Genomic DNA, 15,332 nt, shown 5'->3' on the forward strand with positions numbered 1-15,332 from the left:
ATGCCAGTGACATGAAGCAGCTAATCCGCGGGGCGGGCCTCGGAGAGACGCTCGCAGAGCCGTTCGGTCGCCTTCAACATCTGAAAACTGGGGCGTTCCAGGCCCTTGTCCGGCACCGCCAGCAATTGCTTAAGACGCACCGCGCTGAGTTGCGGCCAGGCCTGCCAGGGCTCCAGTTCGGCGCCGCTGCCGGCGAGTATGACCTCGGGGTCCGCCGCCAGCACCGCCTCGACCGAGACCTGCGGCGCCGGCAGGGTCAGCGCAGCGAACAGGTTGCGCGCGCCACACACCTCCAGCGCACGGCTGATGATCTGTCCGCCGCCAATGGTGTACAGCGGCTGGTGCCAGACCTGGTAGAAGACCCGCAGCGGGCGCGCCCTTGCGTAGCGCTCGCGCAGCCGCGCCATGCCCTGCTCGAAGCGCTGGCGCAGGTCTTCGCCCTGCTCGGCGTGGCCAACCCGCGCACCGATCAGCGCGAAGCTCTCGGCCAGTTGTTGCAGGTCATGGGGCTCGACCACCAGCAACGGGATGCCCAGTTCTTCGAGCTGCGCGCGCTGGGCCGCCGGCAGGCTACCCGGCCAGAGCAGCACCAGGTCCGGCTTCGACGCCAGCAGGCGTTCCATGTTGAGTTGCCCGAGGTGCCCGACGGACGGCACCCGGGCCAGCGCGGCGGGACGCTCGCCGCCATCGAGCACACCGACCAGGCGGTCGCTGGCATCCAGTTCGAGCATGATCTCCGAGAGCGAGGGCGCCAGGCTGACCACCCGCTGCGCGGCCAGCGCCGGCAATCCCAGGAAAAGGCACAGCAGGCCGGTCGCGAAGGACCTCAGCACAATTGGCGCGGCAACCGGTAGAGCCACAACAGCAGCACGCTGCTGGCCCAGAGCAGCATCAGCGGTACGCTTTCCAGACCGCAGAACAGGCCGACCACAGCGAGCCAGGCGGGCAGCCCGGCAACCAGCAGCGCACGCCGCCAGACCCGCGCCATCTGTGCCCAGGCCTCGGCTTCGCCGGCGCCATCACGCTCACGCGCCACGCTGAATAGCGCCCGCTTGTAGTGGCGAAAGGCGCGCAGGGTAGGAAACAGACTGGCCAGACCGAGCAGGAACACCGCCATCGGCAATTGCTCCGGCACCTGCGGCGCCTCCACCAGCCACGCCAACAGCGGCAGCGGCGCCAGCACCGCCAGGCCCAGCAGCCACCACTGCCACAACAGCGCGGCGCGGGTCGCGGCGCGATTCACGCCGAGGTCTCGTTCTGGTGCACCTGACCGAGCAGGTGGCCGAGCTTGCCGGCCTTGGTCGACAGGTACTTGGCATTGTGCGGGTTGAGCCCGGTCTGCAATGGACGGCGTTCGGCAACGCGAATGCCGAAGCCCTGCAGCGCCTTGATCTTGCGCGGGTTGTTGGTCATCAGGCGGATCGAGTGGATGCCCAGGTGTTCGAGCATCGGCAGGCAGATCGCGTAGTCACGCTGGTCGGCACCGAAGCCCAGCCGCTCGTTGGCCTCGACGGTATCGGCACCCTGGTCCTGCAGCTCGTAGGCACGGATCTTGTTCAGAAGGCCGATGCCACGACCTTCCTGACGCAGGTAGAGAATCACGCCACGACCTTCTTCGGAGATGGCCCGCATCGCCGCCTCGAGCTGGAAGCCGCAATCACAGCGCAGGCTGAACAGCGCATCGCCGGTCAGACACTCCGAATGCAGACGACCGAGCACCGGCTCGCCATCGGCCACGTCACCCAGGGTGAGCGCCACGTGCTCCTTGCCGGTCTCCTCCTCGAGGAATCCGTGCATCTCGAAGATGCCGAACGGCGTAGGCAGTTTGGAGGAGGCAACGAAAACGACGGACACCGTTCAGGCTCCAGGGTAGGGACAGGGGCGACATTGTAGCGCCACCGCTGTCGCTGAGTCAGCGAAAAGGCGCCTAAGGCCTGTTCCCGTTTCATTCACGGCCGCGCCGGCGCCTGTTTTGCCGCGAGACAAGGCGCGAGTCGCAGGACTTACCGGGGTAAGTCCAAGACGAGTAACGCCGTATCGCGGCAAAACAGGCACCGGCCCTGTGGGTTGTGCCAGAAATGGCCTGCGCTGTCGTTGCAGGACTTGCCAAGGGAATAACCATTGGCTGCGTCCTGCGCCTAACCGCAGGCCATTTCTGGCGACAACGCGGCTCGCGAATGAAACGAGAACAGGCCCTAGGGCGGCGACGTTCAGAGATAGGGATAATCCTGCTGCCAGCGGGCGAAGATCTCGCGCAACGCACCGCTGCGTACCAACTCGTCCATGCGCTCATCGTAAAGCGTGCGCAAAGCACGCCCGCGGGCACTGTCATGGAAGGCGAGATACAGCGGCAGGTGAAGGAGATCGAGCACCTGGAAGCGCTTCGGGTCCTCGGCCTGCTTCAGCACTTCCGCCACCTCGTCATCGTCGTCGAGGTAGAAATCCGCATAGCCGTGTTCGAGCATGTCGATGATCCCGTTGCGGCTTCGCACCTCACGGTACTGCAGCGGTCCGGGAAGGTACTGTTGGAATCCGTAGCCGCGCATCCACACCAGGCGGAATTTGGCCAGGCCATCGAGGCTGGGCACCGGCAGACTGGCCAGGCCGAGCGCCTGAATCGAATCGACATCATAGTGCCAGCGCGGATAGAGCGCTTCCGGCTGCTCGGCGGCGTAGGCGCCCAACCAGGCATCGGCGTTGCCGCGCTGCACCAAACCGCTGGCGCGCGTGTAAGGTACGCTGACGATCTTCAGGCTCACCCCGGCGGGCTCGAACACTTCGCGCAGCAGATCCCAGGCCAGCCCGCTGCCATCCGCCTCGCTGTAGCGCTCCCAGGCTTCGCTGGCGACGACGATCTCGCGGGGGGCGGCGACGGTTTGCAGCGTCGCGACCAGTCCCAGCAGCAATGGCAGCAGCGATTTCACGCCAGGCCCCAGGCGAAGGCCTGCAGCAGCCCCCAGGCGCAGATACCTGCCAGCACATCGTCGAGCATGATGCCCAGGCCACCCTCCAGGTGCCGGTCCAGCCAGCCGATTGGCCAGGGCTTGAGGATGTCCAGCAGGCGGAACAGCACGAACCCGAGCAACACCCAGCCCAAACCGGTCGGCGCCAGCCAGAAGGTGATCCAGATGCCGACGAACTCGTCCCAGACGATGCCTTCGTGGTCATGCACACCCAGCTCGCGGGCGACCCGGCCACACAGCCAGATGCCGAACAGGCTGGCGGCGACGAGCAGCGCGAGGTAGCTCCAGGCCGGCAGCAACTGCAAAGCCGGGAGGAACCCCAGCGCCAGCAGCGAACCCCAGGTACCGGGCGCCTTCGGCAAGGTGCCGCTGCCCAGGCCAAAGGCGAGAAAGTGCCAGGGATCGCGCCAGACACTGACGGGCACGGAGGAACTGACGGACTCGACGGGATCGCTCATGAAGGACTTCCGAAATGCTGATAACCACGGCCCGGCACGCGCAGCGCCTGACCATCGGGGCCTGACACATGCACGCCTTCGCCGTGGACGACACGCCCGATGACGCAGACCTCGGCGAACACCTCGCACACGGCCTGCAGATGTCGCTCGTCCAGGGTGAACAACAGACGATAGTCATCACCGCCGCAGAGGGCCAATGCCGCGGCCGCATCGCCCTGCACCTCGCGCAGCGCCGTGGACAGCGGGAGGCGCTCACGCTCGATCCGCAGAGCGACCCCGGACGCCTCGGCGATATGCCCGGCGTCGGCGAGCAGGCCGTCGGAGATGTCCAGCGCGGCGCCGGCACGACCGCGCAAGGCCAGGCCGAGGGCGAACTGCGGCGGCGGCGCCCAGTAGTGGGCGAGCAACGCCTCCGCATGCGGCCCCGCCGCGTCCTGCTCACCGAGCACCAACGGCAAGGCCCCGGCCGCATCGCCGAGGCTGCCGCCGACGCAGAGCAGTTCGCCGGCGCGGGCACCGTCGCGGCGCAACGCGGCTCCCGCCGGCAGCCGGCCAAAAACGGTCAGGGTCAGGCTCAGGGGCCCGCGTGTGGTGTCACCGCCGACCAGCGCCAGGCCGCAGCGCGCGGCCATCGCATCGAGCCCTTCGGCGAAGCCGCGTAGCCAGGCTTCGTCCGCTTGCGGCAGGCTCAGCGCCAGGGTGAAGCCCAGGGGCGCAGCGCCCATCGCGGCCAGATCGGAGGCTGCCACGGCCAGCGCGCGCTGGCCGAGTAGAAAGGGATCGCAGGGATCGGGAAAATGCACCCCGGCAACCAGGCTATCGGTAGACACCGCCAGTTGTTCGCCGGGGCCTGGGGCCAGCAGCGCGCAGTCGTCGCCAATGCCCAGGACGATGCCTTCGCCACCGCGTGCGCAGGCCGCGGCGGCGAAATAACGGCGGATCAGCTCGAACTCACCCACCGCACGCCTCAGGCCTTGCCGGCGCCCCGCACTTCGGCGGCACGCAGACGCGGCGCCAGCTTGTCCAGCACGCCGTTGACGAACTTGTGACCATCGGTGGCGCCGTAGACCTTGGCCAGCTCGATGCCCTCGTTGATCACTACCTTGTAGGGCACGTCCACGCGCTTGAGCAACTCGTAGGCGGACAGGCGCAGGATCGCCAGTTCGACCGGATCGAGGTCCTCCTGGGGAATCGCCAGGCAGGGCGCCAGTGCCTCGTCGAGCTCGGACTTGTGCGCCGGCACGCCATGCAGCAGTTCGTGGAAGTAGGCACCGTCGACACCGGCGAAGTCGTTGTCGACGCGGAACTGGGCCTCGATCTCGTTGAGCGACTGGCCCGCCATGTGCCACTGGTAGAGCGCCTGCATGGCCAGGCTGCGTGCCACCCGGCGGGTGGCGATGCGGCCCTTCGCCGGCTTGGCCGGCTGGGCGTCGTCGTCGCGGTTCAGGCTCACTTGTCACCATCCTCCAGAGCGGCCATCAGGCTGACCATCTCCAGTGCGGAAAGCGCGGCCTCGGCGCCCTTGTTACCGGCCTTGGTGCCGGAGCGCTCGATGGCCTGCTCGATGGAATCGACGGTCAGCACGCCGAAGGCGACCGGGACTTCGTACTGCAGCGACACCTGGGCCAGGCCCTTGGTGCATTCGCCGGCCACGTATTCGAAGTGCGGGGTGCCGCCACGGATCACCGCACCCAGCGCGACGATGGCCGCGAAGTCGTTCTTCTGCGCGACGCGCTGCACGACCAGCGGAATCTCGAAGGCGCCCGGAGCGCGGATGATGGTGATGTCGTCTTCGGCAACGCCATGGCGCACCAGCGCGTCGACGGCGCCGGAAACCAGGCTCTCGACGACGAAGCTGTTGAAGCGGCCGACCACCAGGGCGAATTTGCCTTTGGGGGCGATGAAGGTACCTTCGATGGTCTTCAGGGTCATGGGGAATCTCGTGATGCGGTTAAAGAGCCGGCGCGTCGAGCGCACCGTGATAGAGCATTACCCGACGCCAAACAGGCGCCGGGTGGCGGTCCGGTGTCACTCGGGGGAGAGGTATTCTACAACCTCGAGGTCGAAGCCGGATATGGCGTTGAACTTCATCGGCGCGCTCATCAGGCGCATCTTGCGTACGCCCAGGTCACGCAGGATCTGCGAACCGGCACCTACCGTGCTGTAGGTGGAGGCGGGTTTGGGCGCACCGCCTTCGCGGATCTGCGCGAGCATCTCCTCGGCGCTGGGCAGGTGGCCGAGCAGCAGCACCACGCCGCTGCCGGCGCGCTCCACCTCGGCCATCGCCCCGCGCAGCGTCCAGCGGCCGGCCTGGCGCACCATCAGCAGGTCGCGCAGCGGCTCCATGTTGTGCACGCGTACCAGGGTCGGCAGCTCGGGGCTGATCTCGCCGAGGGTCAGCGCCATGTGCACGTCGCCTTCGACCGAATCACGGTAGGTGACCAATTGGAAGGTGCCGTGCTCGGTATCCAGCGGCTGCTCGGAGACCCGACGCACGGTGTGCTCGTGGAGCAGGCGGTAGTGGATCAGGTCGGCGATGGTGCCGATCTTGATGCCGTGCTCGGCGGCGAAGGTCTCCAGCTCGGCGCGGCGCGACATGCTGCCGTCGTCGTTCATCACCTCGCAGATCACCCCCGACTCGTCGAAACCGGCCATCCGCGCCAGATCGCAGGCCGCCTCGGTGTGGCCCGCGCGCGCCAGCACGCCGCCGGGCTGGGCGATCAGCGGGAAGATGTGCCCGGGTGAAACGATGTCCTCGGCCACCGCATCCTTGGCCACCGCGGCCTGCACGGTGCGCGCCCGGTCGGCGGCGGAGATGCCGGTGGTGACGCCGGTCGCCGCCTCGATGGAGACGGTGAACTTGGTGCCGAAGCCGGAACCGTTGCGCGGCGCCATCAGCGGCAGGCGCAGACGCTCGCAGCGCTCCTTGCTCATCGGCAGGCAGATCAACCCGCGGGCGTGCTTGGCCATGAAGTTGATGTGCTCGGCCTTCACGCATTCGGCGGCCATGATCAGGTCACCTTCGTTCTCGCGGTCCTCGTCGTCCATGAGGATGACCATCTTGCCCTGGCGGATGTCCTCGACCAGTTCTTCAATCGTATTGAGTGCCATGTCGGCGGTATTCCTTATCGATTCAGGTAGCCGTGTTCGGCCAGAAAACTTTCGCTGATGCCGGAGGCGCTGGGCTCGGCGGCCTTGTCGCCCAGCAGCAGGCGCTCGATGTAGCGCGCCAGCAGGTCGACCTCGAGATTCACCAGGCGACCGGGGTGGTAGTCGACCATGATGGTCTCGGCCAGCGTGTGCGGGACGATGGTCAGCTCGAACTCGGCGCCGTTCACCGCGTTCACCGTGAGGCTGGTGCCATCCACGGTGATCGAGCCCTTGAGCGCGATGTAACGCGCCAGCTCGGCCGGCGCACGCACGCCGAACTGCACCGCACGGGCATTTTCCTCGCGGCGGACGATCTCGCCGACGCCATCGACATGGCCGCTGACCAGGTGCCCGCCCAGGCGACTGGTGGGGGTCAGCGCCTTCTCCAGGTTGACCGGCGTGCCGGGCTTGAACTGGGCGAAGGCGGTACGCGCCAGGGTCTCGCGGGAGACGTCGGCGCAGAAGCCGTCGCCGGGCAGCTCCACCGCGGTCAGGCAGACGCCGTTCACCGCGATGCTGTCGCCGAGCTTGACGTCGGCGAGGTCGAGCTTGCCGGTGGCCACGCGCAGGCGCACGTCGCCGCCACGCGGAGTCATCTCGCGGATCTGCCCAATGGATTCGATTATGCCGGTGAACATGCGACCTCCCCGCCCTCTCGGGCGAGCCGCGGACCGGCTCCTGATTCGTGCAACATCGATGGACTCCTGTTTTGGAAAAAACAGGGCATGGCGATCGATAGGGAAACGACCGGCGCACGGACGCGCGCCGGGAATGTCCCGCTCTCTCTCATCCGGACTCTAACCGTCGGCTCCGGAGTCTCACCGGATCTGCTGACCTTGCCTGGGGCAAGCGCTCGCGGGCTGGGTGCGCTGCACCATCACCGCCGGTGGGGAATTTCACCCCGCCCTGAGAACGTACCGGCACTAGGGCCTGTTGACGTTTCGTTCACGGCCGCGCCGAAACGTCAACAGGCCCTAAGGCCGGCGGGTGTTTTTAACACATTTGCCATCGCTTTGACGACGCCTGGAGCGCGCAGCCGGGTGGTTAGGCGGGTACCGCGATGATCCGCCAGTCGTCGCCCACCGCACGAATATCGCGGATGCGCAGTGCCGGGGCCTCGGCCATGCGCGCCAGCGGCCAGTCGAGCAACGGCCGCGCGCTGCTGCCCAGCAGCTTGGGCGCCATGAAGATCTGGTATTCGTCGACCAGCCCGCTACGGGCGAAAGCGCCGGCCAGGCTCGGACCAGCCTCCACCAGCACCTCATTGGCGCCCTCGGCGGCCAGCCGTTCGAGCAGCGCACGCAGGTCGACCCGACCGTCCGCCGCCACGCCCTGCAGCCAACGATGTCCGGCGGCGGCATAACGCGGCTCATCGGCCTCGCTGCCGCCGGCCACCCAGGCGCTACCGGCGCTGAAGAACGGCGCCTCCAGCGGCACCCGCAGGCGACCATCGATCAGCAGCCGCGCCGGCGGACGCGACAGCGCCAGCTCGCGGGCGTCCGCCTCCAGCCCGAGTTCGTCGCCGCGCACGGTGAGCCGTGCGCCATCCGCCAGCACGGTGTCGGCGCCGCTGATCACCACGCTGGAGCGCGCCCGCAGACGCTGCACCTCGGCGCGCGCCGCGGGTCCGGTGATCCATTGGCTCTCGCCACTGGCCATGGCGGTGCGCCCGTCCAGGCTCATCGCCAACTTGACCCGCACGTACGGCAGGCCCTGTTCCATGCGCTTGACGAAGCCCTCATTGAGAGCCCGTGCCTCATCCTCCAGGACGCCGCTCAGGCAACTCACACCGGCCGCGGCGAGGCGCGCCAGGCCGCGCCCGGCGACCAACGGATTGGGGTCCTGCATGGCGCACACCAGCCGCGACACGCCCGCCGCCAACAAGGCGTCGGCACAGGGAGGCGTTCTGCCGTGGTGACTGCATGGCTCCAGCGTGACGTAGGCGGTCGCGCCGCGTGCGCGCTCGCCGGCCTGGCGCAGCGCGTGGACCTCGGCATGCGGCTCGCCGGCACGCTGGTGCCAGCCCTCGCCCACCACCTCGCCATCGCGCAGCAGAACGCAACCGACCCGCGGATTGGGATGCGTGGAGTAGAGCCCGAGGCGCGCCAGTTGCAGGGCACGGGCCATCCACTGGGAGTCGTTGATGGCGCTCACCGCGACTCCCCATCGGGCTCGCGGGACAGCCGCTCGATTTCCTCGCGGAATTCGTTGACGTCCTGGAAACGCCGGTAGACCGAGGCGAAGCGAATGAAGGCGACCTCGTCGAGCTTCTTCAACTCGCCCATCACCAACTCGCCGAGCACCCGCGACTTCACTTCGCGCTCGCCAGTGGCGCGCAGCTTGCTCTTGATGTGGGCGATCGCCTCTTCCAAGCGCTCGACACTCACCGGGCGTTTCTCCAGCGCACGCTGCATGCCGCCACGCAGCTTCTCCTCGTCGAACGGCTGGCGACTGCCGTCCTGCTTGATCAGCCGCGGCATCACCAGCTCGGCGGTCTCGAAGGTGGTGAAACGCTCACCGCAGGCCAGGCACTCGCGACGGCGACGCACCTGGTCGCCCTCGGCCACCAGCCGCGAATCGATGACCTTGGTGTCGTGGGCACTGCAGAAGGGACAATGCATGGGAAACACACGCCGGTACGAAAAAACGGGCGGCCATGGTAGCGCATCGCAGGGACAAACGGCGCGGATTGGGCTATACAGCGCGCTGTCTGAAGTTCATCACCCGCCATCGTCGAATCGTCATGCGCCTGCCTCTCTCCCTACTCTTCACCAGCCTGCTGCTCGGCGGCTGCGCCGAAACGCCGCCGACCGCTCCGGCACCCTCCACGCCGGTAGCAACCGCGCCCGTCGCCGCGCAGAGCGGACTCGCACTGAGCGGGCAATTGCGCAATGCGCCACCGGGCAGCCAGTTGGAAGTCGCGCTACTGCTGGTGGATGCCCGCGACCGCCCGCTACGGACCCTAGCCAGCACACGCATGCCGGCGCAGGACGGCGAAACGCCCTTCGTGCTGCATTACCAGCCGCTGCAACTGCCCGCAGACACCCGCGTCGAGCTGCGTGCCCGCGCCAGCGCCCATGGCTGGCTGGTACGCCGCCTGCCGCCCATGCGCATCGACACCCAGGCGCCGCTGCGCCTGGGCAGTCTGACCCTGCAGATGGCGCCGTGACCCAGGCCGCATTGCAGGCGGCACTCCACGCGTGTCTCGGCGATGCGCGCCTGGTCGCCACGCCGCTGCCGGACTGCGGGCTGTCGCTGTGGCTGATCGACGCCGCCAACATGGATCGCGCGTTCAGCCCGGAAGAGACCCGGCGCATCCTGGAAGAGCCGCCCTACTGGAGCTTCTGCTGGGCCAGCGGCCTGGTGCTGGCGCGCTGGCTGGCGGCGAACCCGCAGGTCGTGGAGGGACGCCGGGTGCTGGATTTCGGCGCCGGCTCCGGGGTGGCCGGCATCGCCGCGGCGCGCGCCGGCGCGGCGCGGGTCACCGCCTGCGATCTCGATCCACTGGCGCTGCTCGCCTGTCGCGCGAACGCCGAGCTCAACGGCGTCGAGCTGGAGTATTCGGCGGACTTCTTCGCCGAGGCGCAGCACTACGACCTGATCCTGGTCGCCGACGTGCTCTACGATCGCGCCAACCTGCCACTGCTGGACGCCTTCGTGGCGCGCGCCGATGCGGTGCTGGTAGCGGACTCGCGGATTCGCGATTTCAGCCATCCGCGCTATCGTCGTTTCGGCCAATTCGACGCCTGCACCTGGCCGGACCTAGGGCCTGTTGCCGTTTCATTCACGGCCGCGCCGGTGCCTGTTTTGCCGCGAGACAAGGCGCGAGTCGCAGGGCTTACTGGGGTAAGTCCAAGATGAGCAACGCCGTATCGCGGCAAAACAGGCACCGGCCCTCCGGGTTGTGCCAGAAATGACCTGCGCTGTCGTTGCAGGACTTGGCAAGGGAATGACCATTGCCGGCGCCCTGCGCCTAACCGCAGGTCATTTCTGGCGACAACGCGGCTCGCGAATGAAACGGCAACAGGCCCTAGCCAAGCCCGACGAATTTCGCCGGGTGAGCCTCTACCACGCGGGTCCACTCGACCTGGGCACGGGCAGGGAGTCTTGCGGCGAACAACTTGTCACATAGAAGAGTCCTTCCCGGCTAGCCTGCCAGGCCCGCGCCGGGGATCATTCAACCACTGCCATTGCCCCGGTTCCGCGCATGCCTCGAACGCCTCCCGAACATCGTCCGCGTCCGCTCGTCGACCTGCTGGTCAGCCTGCTGATCCCCTCGGCGATCCTCATGAAGCTCAGTAGCGAGCAGCACCTGGGCGCCGATGGCGCGCTGCTGCTGGCGCTGGCCTTCCCGCTCGGCTGGGGTGCCTTCGAAGCGCTGCGTTACCGCAAGTTCAACGTCATCGCCCTGCTCGGGCTGGTCAGCGTGCTGCTCACCGGCGGCATCGGCCTGCTGCGCCTGGACGCGACCTGGCTGGCGATCAAGGAAGCCACGGTGCCCGCGCTGATCGGCGCCGCCGTGCTGATCTCCAACTTCACCCGCTATCCGCTGATCCGCACGCTGCTCTACAACGAGCGCGTCATTGATGTCGCCAAGGTCGCCGAGCACCTCGCCGCGCGGGGCCACAGCGAGGCCTTCGAACGTCGCCTGTCGCGCGCCACCTACGGCCTGGCCGGCACCTTCTTCTTCTCGGCGCTGATGAATTACCTGCTGGCGCGCTGGATCGTGGTCAGCCCCGCCGGCAGCGAGGCCTTCAACGCCGAACTGGGGCGCATGAACCTGCTCAGCTATCCGGTCATCGTCGGCCCTTCGACGTTGATGCTGGTGGCGCTGCTCTACTACCTCTGGCGCACCATCCATGATCTCACCGGGCTGGGCCTGGAAGAGATCATGGTGCAGCGCCCATGAGCGACGGACGATCGGCATGAAGATGAAGCGCAGCGACATCCTCTGGAGCCTGGTCGGCCTCGGCGCCGTGCTGCTCTCCGGAGTGCTGCTGTATCGCGAGGTGCGCAACATTTCGCTGGAGGAAATCGCCGACAGCCTGGCGGCGATTTCCTCCGGACACTGGGTGGCCGCCGTGCTGGCGACCCTCGGTGCCTACTGCGCGCTGGCCTGGTACGACCGCATCGCCATCGCCCACCTGGGCAAGTCGATCTCCTGGTGGTTCATCACCCTGTGCTCCTTCACGACCTATGCCCTGGCGCACAACATCGGCGCCTCGGTGTTCTCCGGCGCCCTGGTGCGCTATCGCGCCTACCGCAGCAAGGACCTCTCACCCCAGGAAATCGGCGTACTGATCGTCTTCTGCTCCTTCACCTTCCTGCTCGGCACGCTGCTCGCCGCGGGCCTGGTGCTGGTGTTCGAGCCAGCCCTGAGCAACCGTGTACTGGAGCTGCCGCGCGGGCTCACGCTGTCCGTCGGGCTGGGCCTGCTGGCGCTGGTCGGGCTCTACGTGCTCGGTGCCTGGCGCCAGTTCGAGGCGCGCACCTGGGGCAAGTGGCGGCTGGAGTACCCGCGCCTGCGCATCGTCGTACGGCAGCTGCTGGCCGGCCCGCTGGAGCTGGCCTGCGCCGCGGCGATCATCTACTTCGCCCTGCCCAGCGCCGGGAACCCGGGCTTCCTGGTGATCCTCGGGGTGTTCCTCGCATCGTTCTCCCTGGCCCTGCTGTCACACGCGCCGGGCGGCCTGGGCGTGCTCGAGGTGACCTTCCTCGCGGCCCTGCCGGAGCTGCCCAAGGCTGACGTGCTGGCGGCGCTGATCGTCTTCCGCTGCCTTTATCTGCTGCTCCCTTTCGGCCTCTCGCTGTTCGTCGTACTGACCTTCGAAGGCAACCAGTGGCGCGAGCGTCGGCGCCTGCGCGCGGCACTCGAGGCGCAACAGGAGCACTGATCGGACAGGCCTCGACGCCAGCGCCTGCATCGCTATACTGCGCGGCCGTTTTTTCGTGGAGGCTCGCATGCTCCAGACCCCCGCCCGCGCCTGCGGCATCGACTTCGGCACCTCCAACTCCACCGTCGGCTGGCTGCGCCCCGGCGTCTCCGCGCTGTTGCCGCTGGAGGATGGGCGTCCGACGCTGCCATCGGTGATCTTCTTCAACGTGGAGGAGCGTCGCCCGGCCTTCGGCCGCGCCGCCCTCGGCGAATACCTGGATGGCTACGAGGGGCGTCTGCTGCGCTCCCTGAAGAGCCTGCTCGGCTCCAAGCTGGTGAAGGGCGAAACCGCCGTGCTCGGCGGCGCCATGCCTTTCGAGAAAATCCTCGGGCTGTTCCTCGGCGAGCTCAAGCAGCGCGCCGAAACCCAGGCGGGCCGGGCCTTCGATTGTGCCGTGCTGGGCCGTCCGGTGTTCTTCGTCGATGACGATCCGGCCGCCGACGACGAAGCCGCGGCGACCCTGGAAGCGGTCGCCCGCGAGGTCGGTATCCGCGAATTGTCCTTCCAGTACGAGCCGATCGCCGCGGCCTTCGACTACGAGTCGCGCATCAGCGCCGAAGAGCGTGTGCTGATCGTCGACATCGGCGGCGGTACCTCGGACTTCTCGCTGCTGCGCCTGGGACCGCAACGCCGACAGCGTGCGGAGCGCGACGAGGACATCCTCGCCACCGGCGGCGTACACATCGGCGGTACCGACTTCGACCGGCTGCTGAGCATGCATGGGGTGATGCCGCTGTTCGGCCTGGGCAGCCAGATGCGCAGCGGCGCGCCGATGCCGACCCACCACCACCTGAACCTGGCGACCTGGCACACCATCAACCTGCTGTACACGCGCAAGGCCAGCCTCTCGCTACAGCAGATGCGCTACGACAGCCTGCAGCCACAAGGCATCGACCGCCTGCAACGCCTGATCGAACAGCGCGCCGGGCACTGGCTGGCGATCGAGGTGGAAGCGGCGAAAATCGCCCTCAGCGAATCCGCCACGCACCGTATCGCCCTGGAGCGCATCGAAGACGAACTGGCCGCCGGGCTCTCCCGCGCCGACTTCGACGCCGCCATCGACGCACCGCTGCAACGCATCGGCGACTGCATCGAGACACTGCTGCGTAGCGCGGGGCTGCGCGCGGACGAAGTGGATACGCTGTTCTTCACCGGCGGCTCCAGTGGCGTACCGGCGCTGCGTCAGGCCGTCTCCGCGCGCCTGCCGGGCGCGCGGGTGGTCGAAGGGGACAATTTCGGCAGCATCGGTAGCGGCCTGGCCATCGAGGCCGCTCGGCGCTACGGCTAGGGCCTGTTCCCGTTTCATTCGCGGCCGCGCCGATGCCCGTTTTGGCGCGAGACAAGGCGCGAGTCGCTGTGCTTACCGGGGTAAGTCCAAGACGAGCAACGCCGTATCGCGCCAAAACAGGCACCGGCCCGTGGGGTTGTGCCAGAAATGGCCCTAGGCCTGCCGACGCTCTATCTCATAGAGAGGCTGCACACGAACGTCGGCGATGCTGATCGACTCCAGCGAGCGCCCGACCGGCAGGTGACGCCGGGCGAGCTCGCGCACCGCCTGGGTGACGGGTACGTCGAGATCGGCGAGCACGTCGGTGAGACGGTCGCCATCGAGGGTGTAATGGACTGCGTAGAAGCCGCTCTGTCGCATGGTCTTTCTCCGGCAAGGGCTACATGACTGTCGATCCGCGACACGCCGAGGATGTTCTGCCATGCCGCCGAGCGGTCGAAATCCGCGCCGCCTGTCGCGATCACCGAGTCGGGAATCGCGACGGCGGGTCAAAGGCCCATGTCCGCCAGGCGTCGCGCGTGCTCGACGAACAGTTGTACCGGTTTCAAGCCAGGCCCGACCCGTCCACGCCACTGGTTGACGATATCCAGGTGGTCGAACGGGTGATCGGAGCGCAGTACCTGGCCGAGGTGCGAACTGAAGCGCCCGACGATGCCATCGTTCTGCCCCGCCTCGCGGACGAAGCTGCGGGATAGGTAACGACACAGCCACTGGGTCGGATCGCGGCGATTGGCGCCCTGGTCGCTCACCCCTGGGCGTAACACGCCGCTCCAGGAGTAATAACGCACGCCATCCACTTCATGGGCGCCCTCGCCGCCCCAGACCGCGGGCACGCCCTGGGGATAACGCTGGTTGAATTCGGCCATGCCGACACGGGTCAGCTCGCGGTGCGCCGCGAGCACGTCGCGTGGTTCGGGCAGCCCGCTGGGGCAGCGCTCCAGACGAGCCATGGCCCAGGACACCGCGCTCACAGCCGCGGCCAGGCAACGCTCGCCGCGGCTACCCGCTGGGTAGCGCCGCTGCAGGAAGTCGGCGAGTTCCGACCCCTGATTGGGCCCAGCCACGGAGGTGACCGAAGCCACGTTCTCCGGGCAGTGAGCAGCCGCGTAGCGCGCGGCTATCGCGCCCTGGCTGTGCCCGAGCAGATGGACTTTCTTCGCACCGCTTTCCTTCAGCAGTCGGCGCATCTGCGTCAGGAGCTGCTCGCCACGCAAGGCGTGCCCATGGGTGGCGACCAGGCGCAACGGATACACCTGCACGCCCTCGGCCAACAACGCCGCCTCGATACCATGCCAATAGCTGGCGCCAGGCATGCGCACGAAACCCAGCAGGCCCGGTACCAGCAACAAGGGATAGCGCAGCGCAGGGTCGGACATACCCCCTCCTTGGGAGGCCGAAAACGCCTGCGGGGACGGTCAGAACAAGAGTTTGAACAGACCGATCACCACCAGCAGGCCGATGATGAAGATGAGACCTACAGTACCACCGATGAAACGCAGCATGATGAAGCTCCTCTGAACGACGGGTTCATTGGAAT

General features: G+C 67.7%; 20 protein-coding genes and 1 riboswitch. Of the genes, 5 read left to right on the forward strand and 15 right to left on the reverse strand.

All coding sequences use genetic code 11. From position 1 onward, the window contains the following. Positions 1–20: 20 nt before the first annotated feature. The 12 genes from ACYRGX_RS00250 to nrdR all read right to left on the reverse strand — a co-directional run bounded on the left by ACYRGX_RS00250 (position 21) and on the right by nrdR (position 9,192). The gene (locus ACYRGX_RS00250) at positions 21–830 is read right to left on the reverse strand and encodes a cobalamin-binding protein (protein WP_473056601.1); all 810 of its coding nucleotides are present in this window, start codon (positions 828–830) and stop codon (positions 21–23) included. Beyond that, entirely contained in the window at positions 827–1,243 is a 417-nt protein-coding gene (locus tag ACYRGX_RS00255) for an MFS transporter (RefSeq protein ID WP_473054631.1), read from the reverse strand. The genes ACYRGX_RS00250 and ACYRGX_RS00255 overlap by 4 nt, the downstream gene beginning before the upstream one ends. Next, positions 1,240–1,854 carry a GTP cyclohydrolase II gene (gene ribA / locus ACYRGX_RS00260; RefSeq protein WP_473054632.1) on the reverse strand — a complete coding sequence of 205 codons (615 nt, stop codon included), beginning with the start codon at positions 1,852–1,854 and terminating at the stop codon, positions 1,240–1,242. The genes ACYRGX_RS00255 and ribA overlap by 4 nt, the downstream gene beginning before the upstream one ends. A gap of 356 nt (positions 1,855–2,210) precedes the next feature. After that, positions 2,211–2,924, reverse strand: a complete 714-nt coding sequence (locus ACYRGX_RS00265; RefSeq protein ID WP_473054633.1) for a substrate-binding periplasmic protein — start codon at positions 2,922–2,924, stop codon at positions 2,211–2,213. Further along, positions 2,921–3,421 (reverse strand): phosphatidylglycerophosphatase A family protein, encoded by a 501-nt coding sequence (locus ACYRGX_RS00270; RefSeq protein WP_473054634.1) that lies wholly within the window; start codon positions 3,419–3,421, stop codon positions 2,921–2,923. The genes ACYRGX_RS00265 and ACYRGX_RS00270 overlap by 4 nt, the downstream gene beginning before the upstream one ends. Next, a complete protein-coding gene (gene thiL / locus ACYRGX_RS00275; protein ID WP_473054635.1) occupies positions 3,418–4,380 on the reverse strand; it encodes a thiamine-phosphate kinase in 963 nt (320 codons plus the stop codon). Before thiL ends, ACYRGX_RS00270 begins: the two co-directional genes overlap by 4 nt. Before the next feature lie 8 nt (positions 4,381–4,388). Further along, positions 4,389–4,874, reverse strand: coding sequence for a transcription antitermination factor NusB (gene nusB, locus ACYRGX_RS00280; RefSeq protein ID WP_473054636.1), 486 nt, complete (start codon positions 4,872–4,874; stop codon positions 4,389–4,391). After that, positions 4,871–5,353 (reverse strand): 6,7-dimethyl-8-ribityllumazine synthase, encoded by a 483-nt coding sequence (gene ribH / locus ACYRGX_RS00285; protein ID WP_473054637.1) that lies wholly within the window; start codon positions 5,351–5,353, stop codon positions 4,871–4,873. The genes nusB and ribH overlap by 4 nt, the downstream gene beginning before the upstream one ends. Before the next feature lie 96 nt (positions 5,354–5,449). Further along, positions 5,450–6,532, reverse strand: a complete 1,083-nt coding sequence (ribBA, locus tag ACYRGX_RS00290; RefSeq protein WP_473054638.1) for a bifunctional 3,4-dihydroxy-2-butanone-4-phosphate synthase/GTP cyclohydrolase II — start codon at positions 6,530–6,532, stop codon at positions 5,450–5,452. A gap of 14 nt (positions 6,533–6,546) precedes the next feature. Then, positions 6,547–7,209, reverse strand: coding sequence for a riboflavin synthase (locus ACYRGX_RS00295; protein WP_473054639.1), 663 nt, complete (start codon positions 7,207–7,209; stop codon positions 6,547–6,549). Positions 7,210–7,345: 136 nt separating this feature from the next. Next, positions 7,346–7,489: riboswitch (FMN riboswitch) on the reverse strand. A gap of 126 nt (positions 7,490–7,615) precedes the next feature. Next, positions 7,616–8,698, reverse strand: a complete 1,083-nt coding sequence (gene ribD / locus ACYRGX_RS00300) for a bifunctional diaminohydroxyphosphoribosylaminopyrimidine deaminase/5-amino-6-(5-phosphoribosylamino)uracil reductase RibD (protein WP_473056602.1) — start codon at positions 8,696–8,698, stop codon at positions 7,616–7,618. A gap of 23 nt (positions 8,699–8,721) precedes the next feature. Continuing rightward, the gene (nrdR, locus tag ACYRGX_RS00305) at positions 8,722–9,192 is read right to left on the reverse strand and encodes a transcriptional regulator NrdR (protein ID WP_473054640.1); all 471 of its coding nucleotides are present in this window, start codon (positions 9,190–9,192) and stop codon (positions 8,722–8,724) included. A 122-nt stretch (positions 9,193–9,314) separates the two neighbouring features. Between nrdR and ACYRGX_RS00310 the strand changes: the two genes are divergently transcribed. The 5 genes from ACYRGX_RS00310 (at position 9,315) to ACYRGX_RS00330 (ending at position 13,795) form a co-directional block, all read left to right on the forward strand. Further along, positions 9,315–9,740, forward strand: a complete 426-nt coding sequence (locus ACYRGX_RS00310) for a YbaY family lipoprotein (protein ID WP_473054641.1) — start codon at positions 9,315–9,317, stop codon at positions 9,738–9,740. After that, positions 9,737–10,432 carry a class I SAM-dependent methyltransferase gene (locus tag ACYRGX_RS00315; RefSeq protein ID WP_473054642.1) on the forward strand — a complete coding sequence of 232 codons (696 nt, stop codon included), beginning with the start codon at positions 9,737–9,739 and terminating at the stop codon, positions 10,430–10,432. The genes ACYRGX_RS00310 and ACYRGX_RS00315 overlap by 4 nt, the downstream gene beginning before the upstream one ends. A 346-nt stretch (positions 10,433–10,778) precedes the next feature. Further along, entirely contained in the window at positions 10,779–11,480 is a 702-nt protein-coding gene (locus ACYRGX_RS00320; RefSeq protein WP_473054643.1) for a VC0807 family protein, read from the forward strand. Between the two features lie 22 nt (positions 11,481–11,502). Further along, positions 11,503–12,465, forward strand: coding sequence for a lysylphosphatidylglycerol synthase transmembrane domain-containing protein (locus ACYRGX_RS00325; RefSeq protein ID WP_473056603.1), 963 nt, complete (start codon positions 11,503–11,505; stop codon positions 12,463–12,465). A gap of 67 nt (positions 12,466–12,532) precedes the next feature. After that, positions 12,533–13,795, forward strand: a complete 1,263-nt coding sequence (locus tag ACYRGX_RS00330; protein WP_473054644.1) for an Hsp70 family protein — start codon at positions 12,533–12,535, stop codon at positions 13,793–13,795. Positions 13,796–13,948: 153 nt separating this feature from the next. Here the strand turns inward: ACYRGX_RS00330 and ACYRGX_RS00335 are convergent, their stop codons facing one another. The 3 genes from ACYRGX_RS00335 to ACYRGX_RS00345 all read right to left on the reverse strand — a co-directional run bounded on the left by ACYRGX_RS00335 (position 13,949) and on the right by ACYRGX_RS00345 (position 15,297). Beyond that, positions 13,949–14,155, reverse strand: a complete 207-nt coding sequence (locus ACYRGX_RS00335; protein WP_473054645.1) for a hypothetical protein — start codon at positions 14,153–14,155, stop codon at positions 13,949–13,951. Between the two features lie 128 nt (positions 14,156–14,283). Next, a complete protein-coding gene (locus tag ACYRGX_RS00340; protein ID WP_473054646.1) occupies positions 14,284–15,171 on the reverse strand; it encodes an esterase/lipase family protein in 888 nt (295 codons plus the stop codon). Positions 15,172–15,210: 39 nt separating this feature from the next. Further along, entirely contained in the window at positions 15,211–15,297 is an 87-nt protein-coding gene (locus ACYRGX_RS00345; RefSeq protein ID WP_473056604.1) for a small membrane protein YohP, read from the reverse strand. Between the last annotated feature and the right edge of the window lie 35 nt (positions 15,298–15,332).

The sequence above is a fragment of the Pseudomonas sp. R4-15 genome, from assembly GCF_055768815.1.

Bases quoted from the DNA above. Each gene is read 5' to 3' on its own strand.
- ACYRGX_RS00330 (WP_473054644.1), top strand. From the start codon at position 12,533: ATGCTCCAGACCCCCGCCCGCGCCTGCGGCATCGACTTCGGCACCTCC.
- ACYRGX_RS00335 (WP_473054645.1), bottom strand. From the start codon at position 14,155: ATGCGACAGAGCGGCTTCTACGCAGTCCATTACACCCTCGATGGCGAC.
- ACYRGX_RS00345 (WP_473056604.1), bottom strand. From the start codon at position 15,297: ATGCTGCGTTTCATCGGTGGTACTGTAGGTCTCATCTTCATCATCGGC.
- ribH (WP_473054637.1), bottom strand. From the start codon at position 5,353: ATGACCCTGAAGACCATCGAAGGTACCTTCATCGCCCCCAAAGGCAAA.
- ACYRGX_RS00310 (WP_473054641.1), top strand. From the start codon at position 9,315: ATGCGCCTGCCTCTCTCCCTACTCTTCACCAGCCTGCTGCTCGGCGGC.
- ribBA (WP_473054638.1), bottom strand. From the start codon at position 6,532: ATGGCACTCAATACGATTGAAGAACTGGTCGAGGACATCCGCCAGGGC.
- ACYRGX_RS00325 (WP_473056603.1), top strand. From the start codon at position 11,503: ATGAAGCGCAGCGACATCCTCTGGAGCCTGGTCGGCCTCGGCGCCGTG.
- ACYRGX_RS00295 (WP_473054639.1), bottom strand. From the start codon at position 7,209: ATGTTCACCGGCATAATCGAATCCATTGGGCAGATCCGCGAGATGACT.
- ACYRGX_RS00270 (WP_473054634.1), bottom strand. From the start codon at position 3,421: ATGAGCGATCCCGTCGAGTCCGTCAGTTCCTCCGTGCCCGTCAGTGTC.
- ribD (WP_473056602.1), bottom strand. From the start codon at position 8,698: ATGGCCCGTGCCCTGCAACTGGCGCGCCTCGGGCTCTACTCCACGCAT.
- ACYRGX_RS00340 (WP_473054646.1), bottom strand. From the start codon at position 15,171: ATGTCCGACCCTGCGCTGCGCTATCCCTTGTTGCTGGTACCGGGCCTG.
- ACYRGX_RS00320 (WP_473054643.1), top strand. From the start codon at position 10,779: ATGCCTCGAACGCCTCCCGAACATCGTCCGCGTCCGCTCGTCGACCTG.
- nrdR (WP_473054640.1), bottom strand. From the start codon at position 9,192: ATGCATTGTCCCTTCTGCAGTGCCCACGACACCAAGGTCATCGATTCG.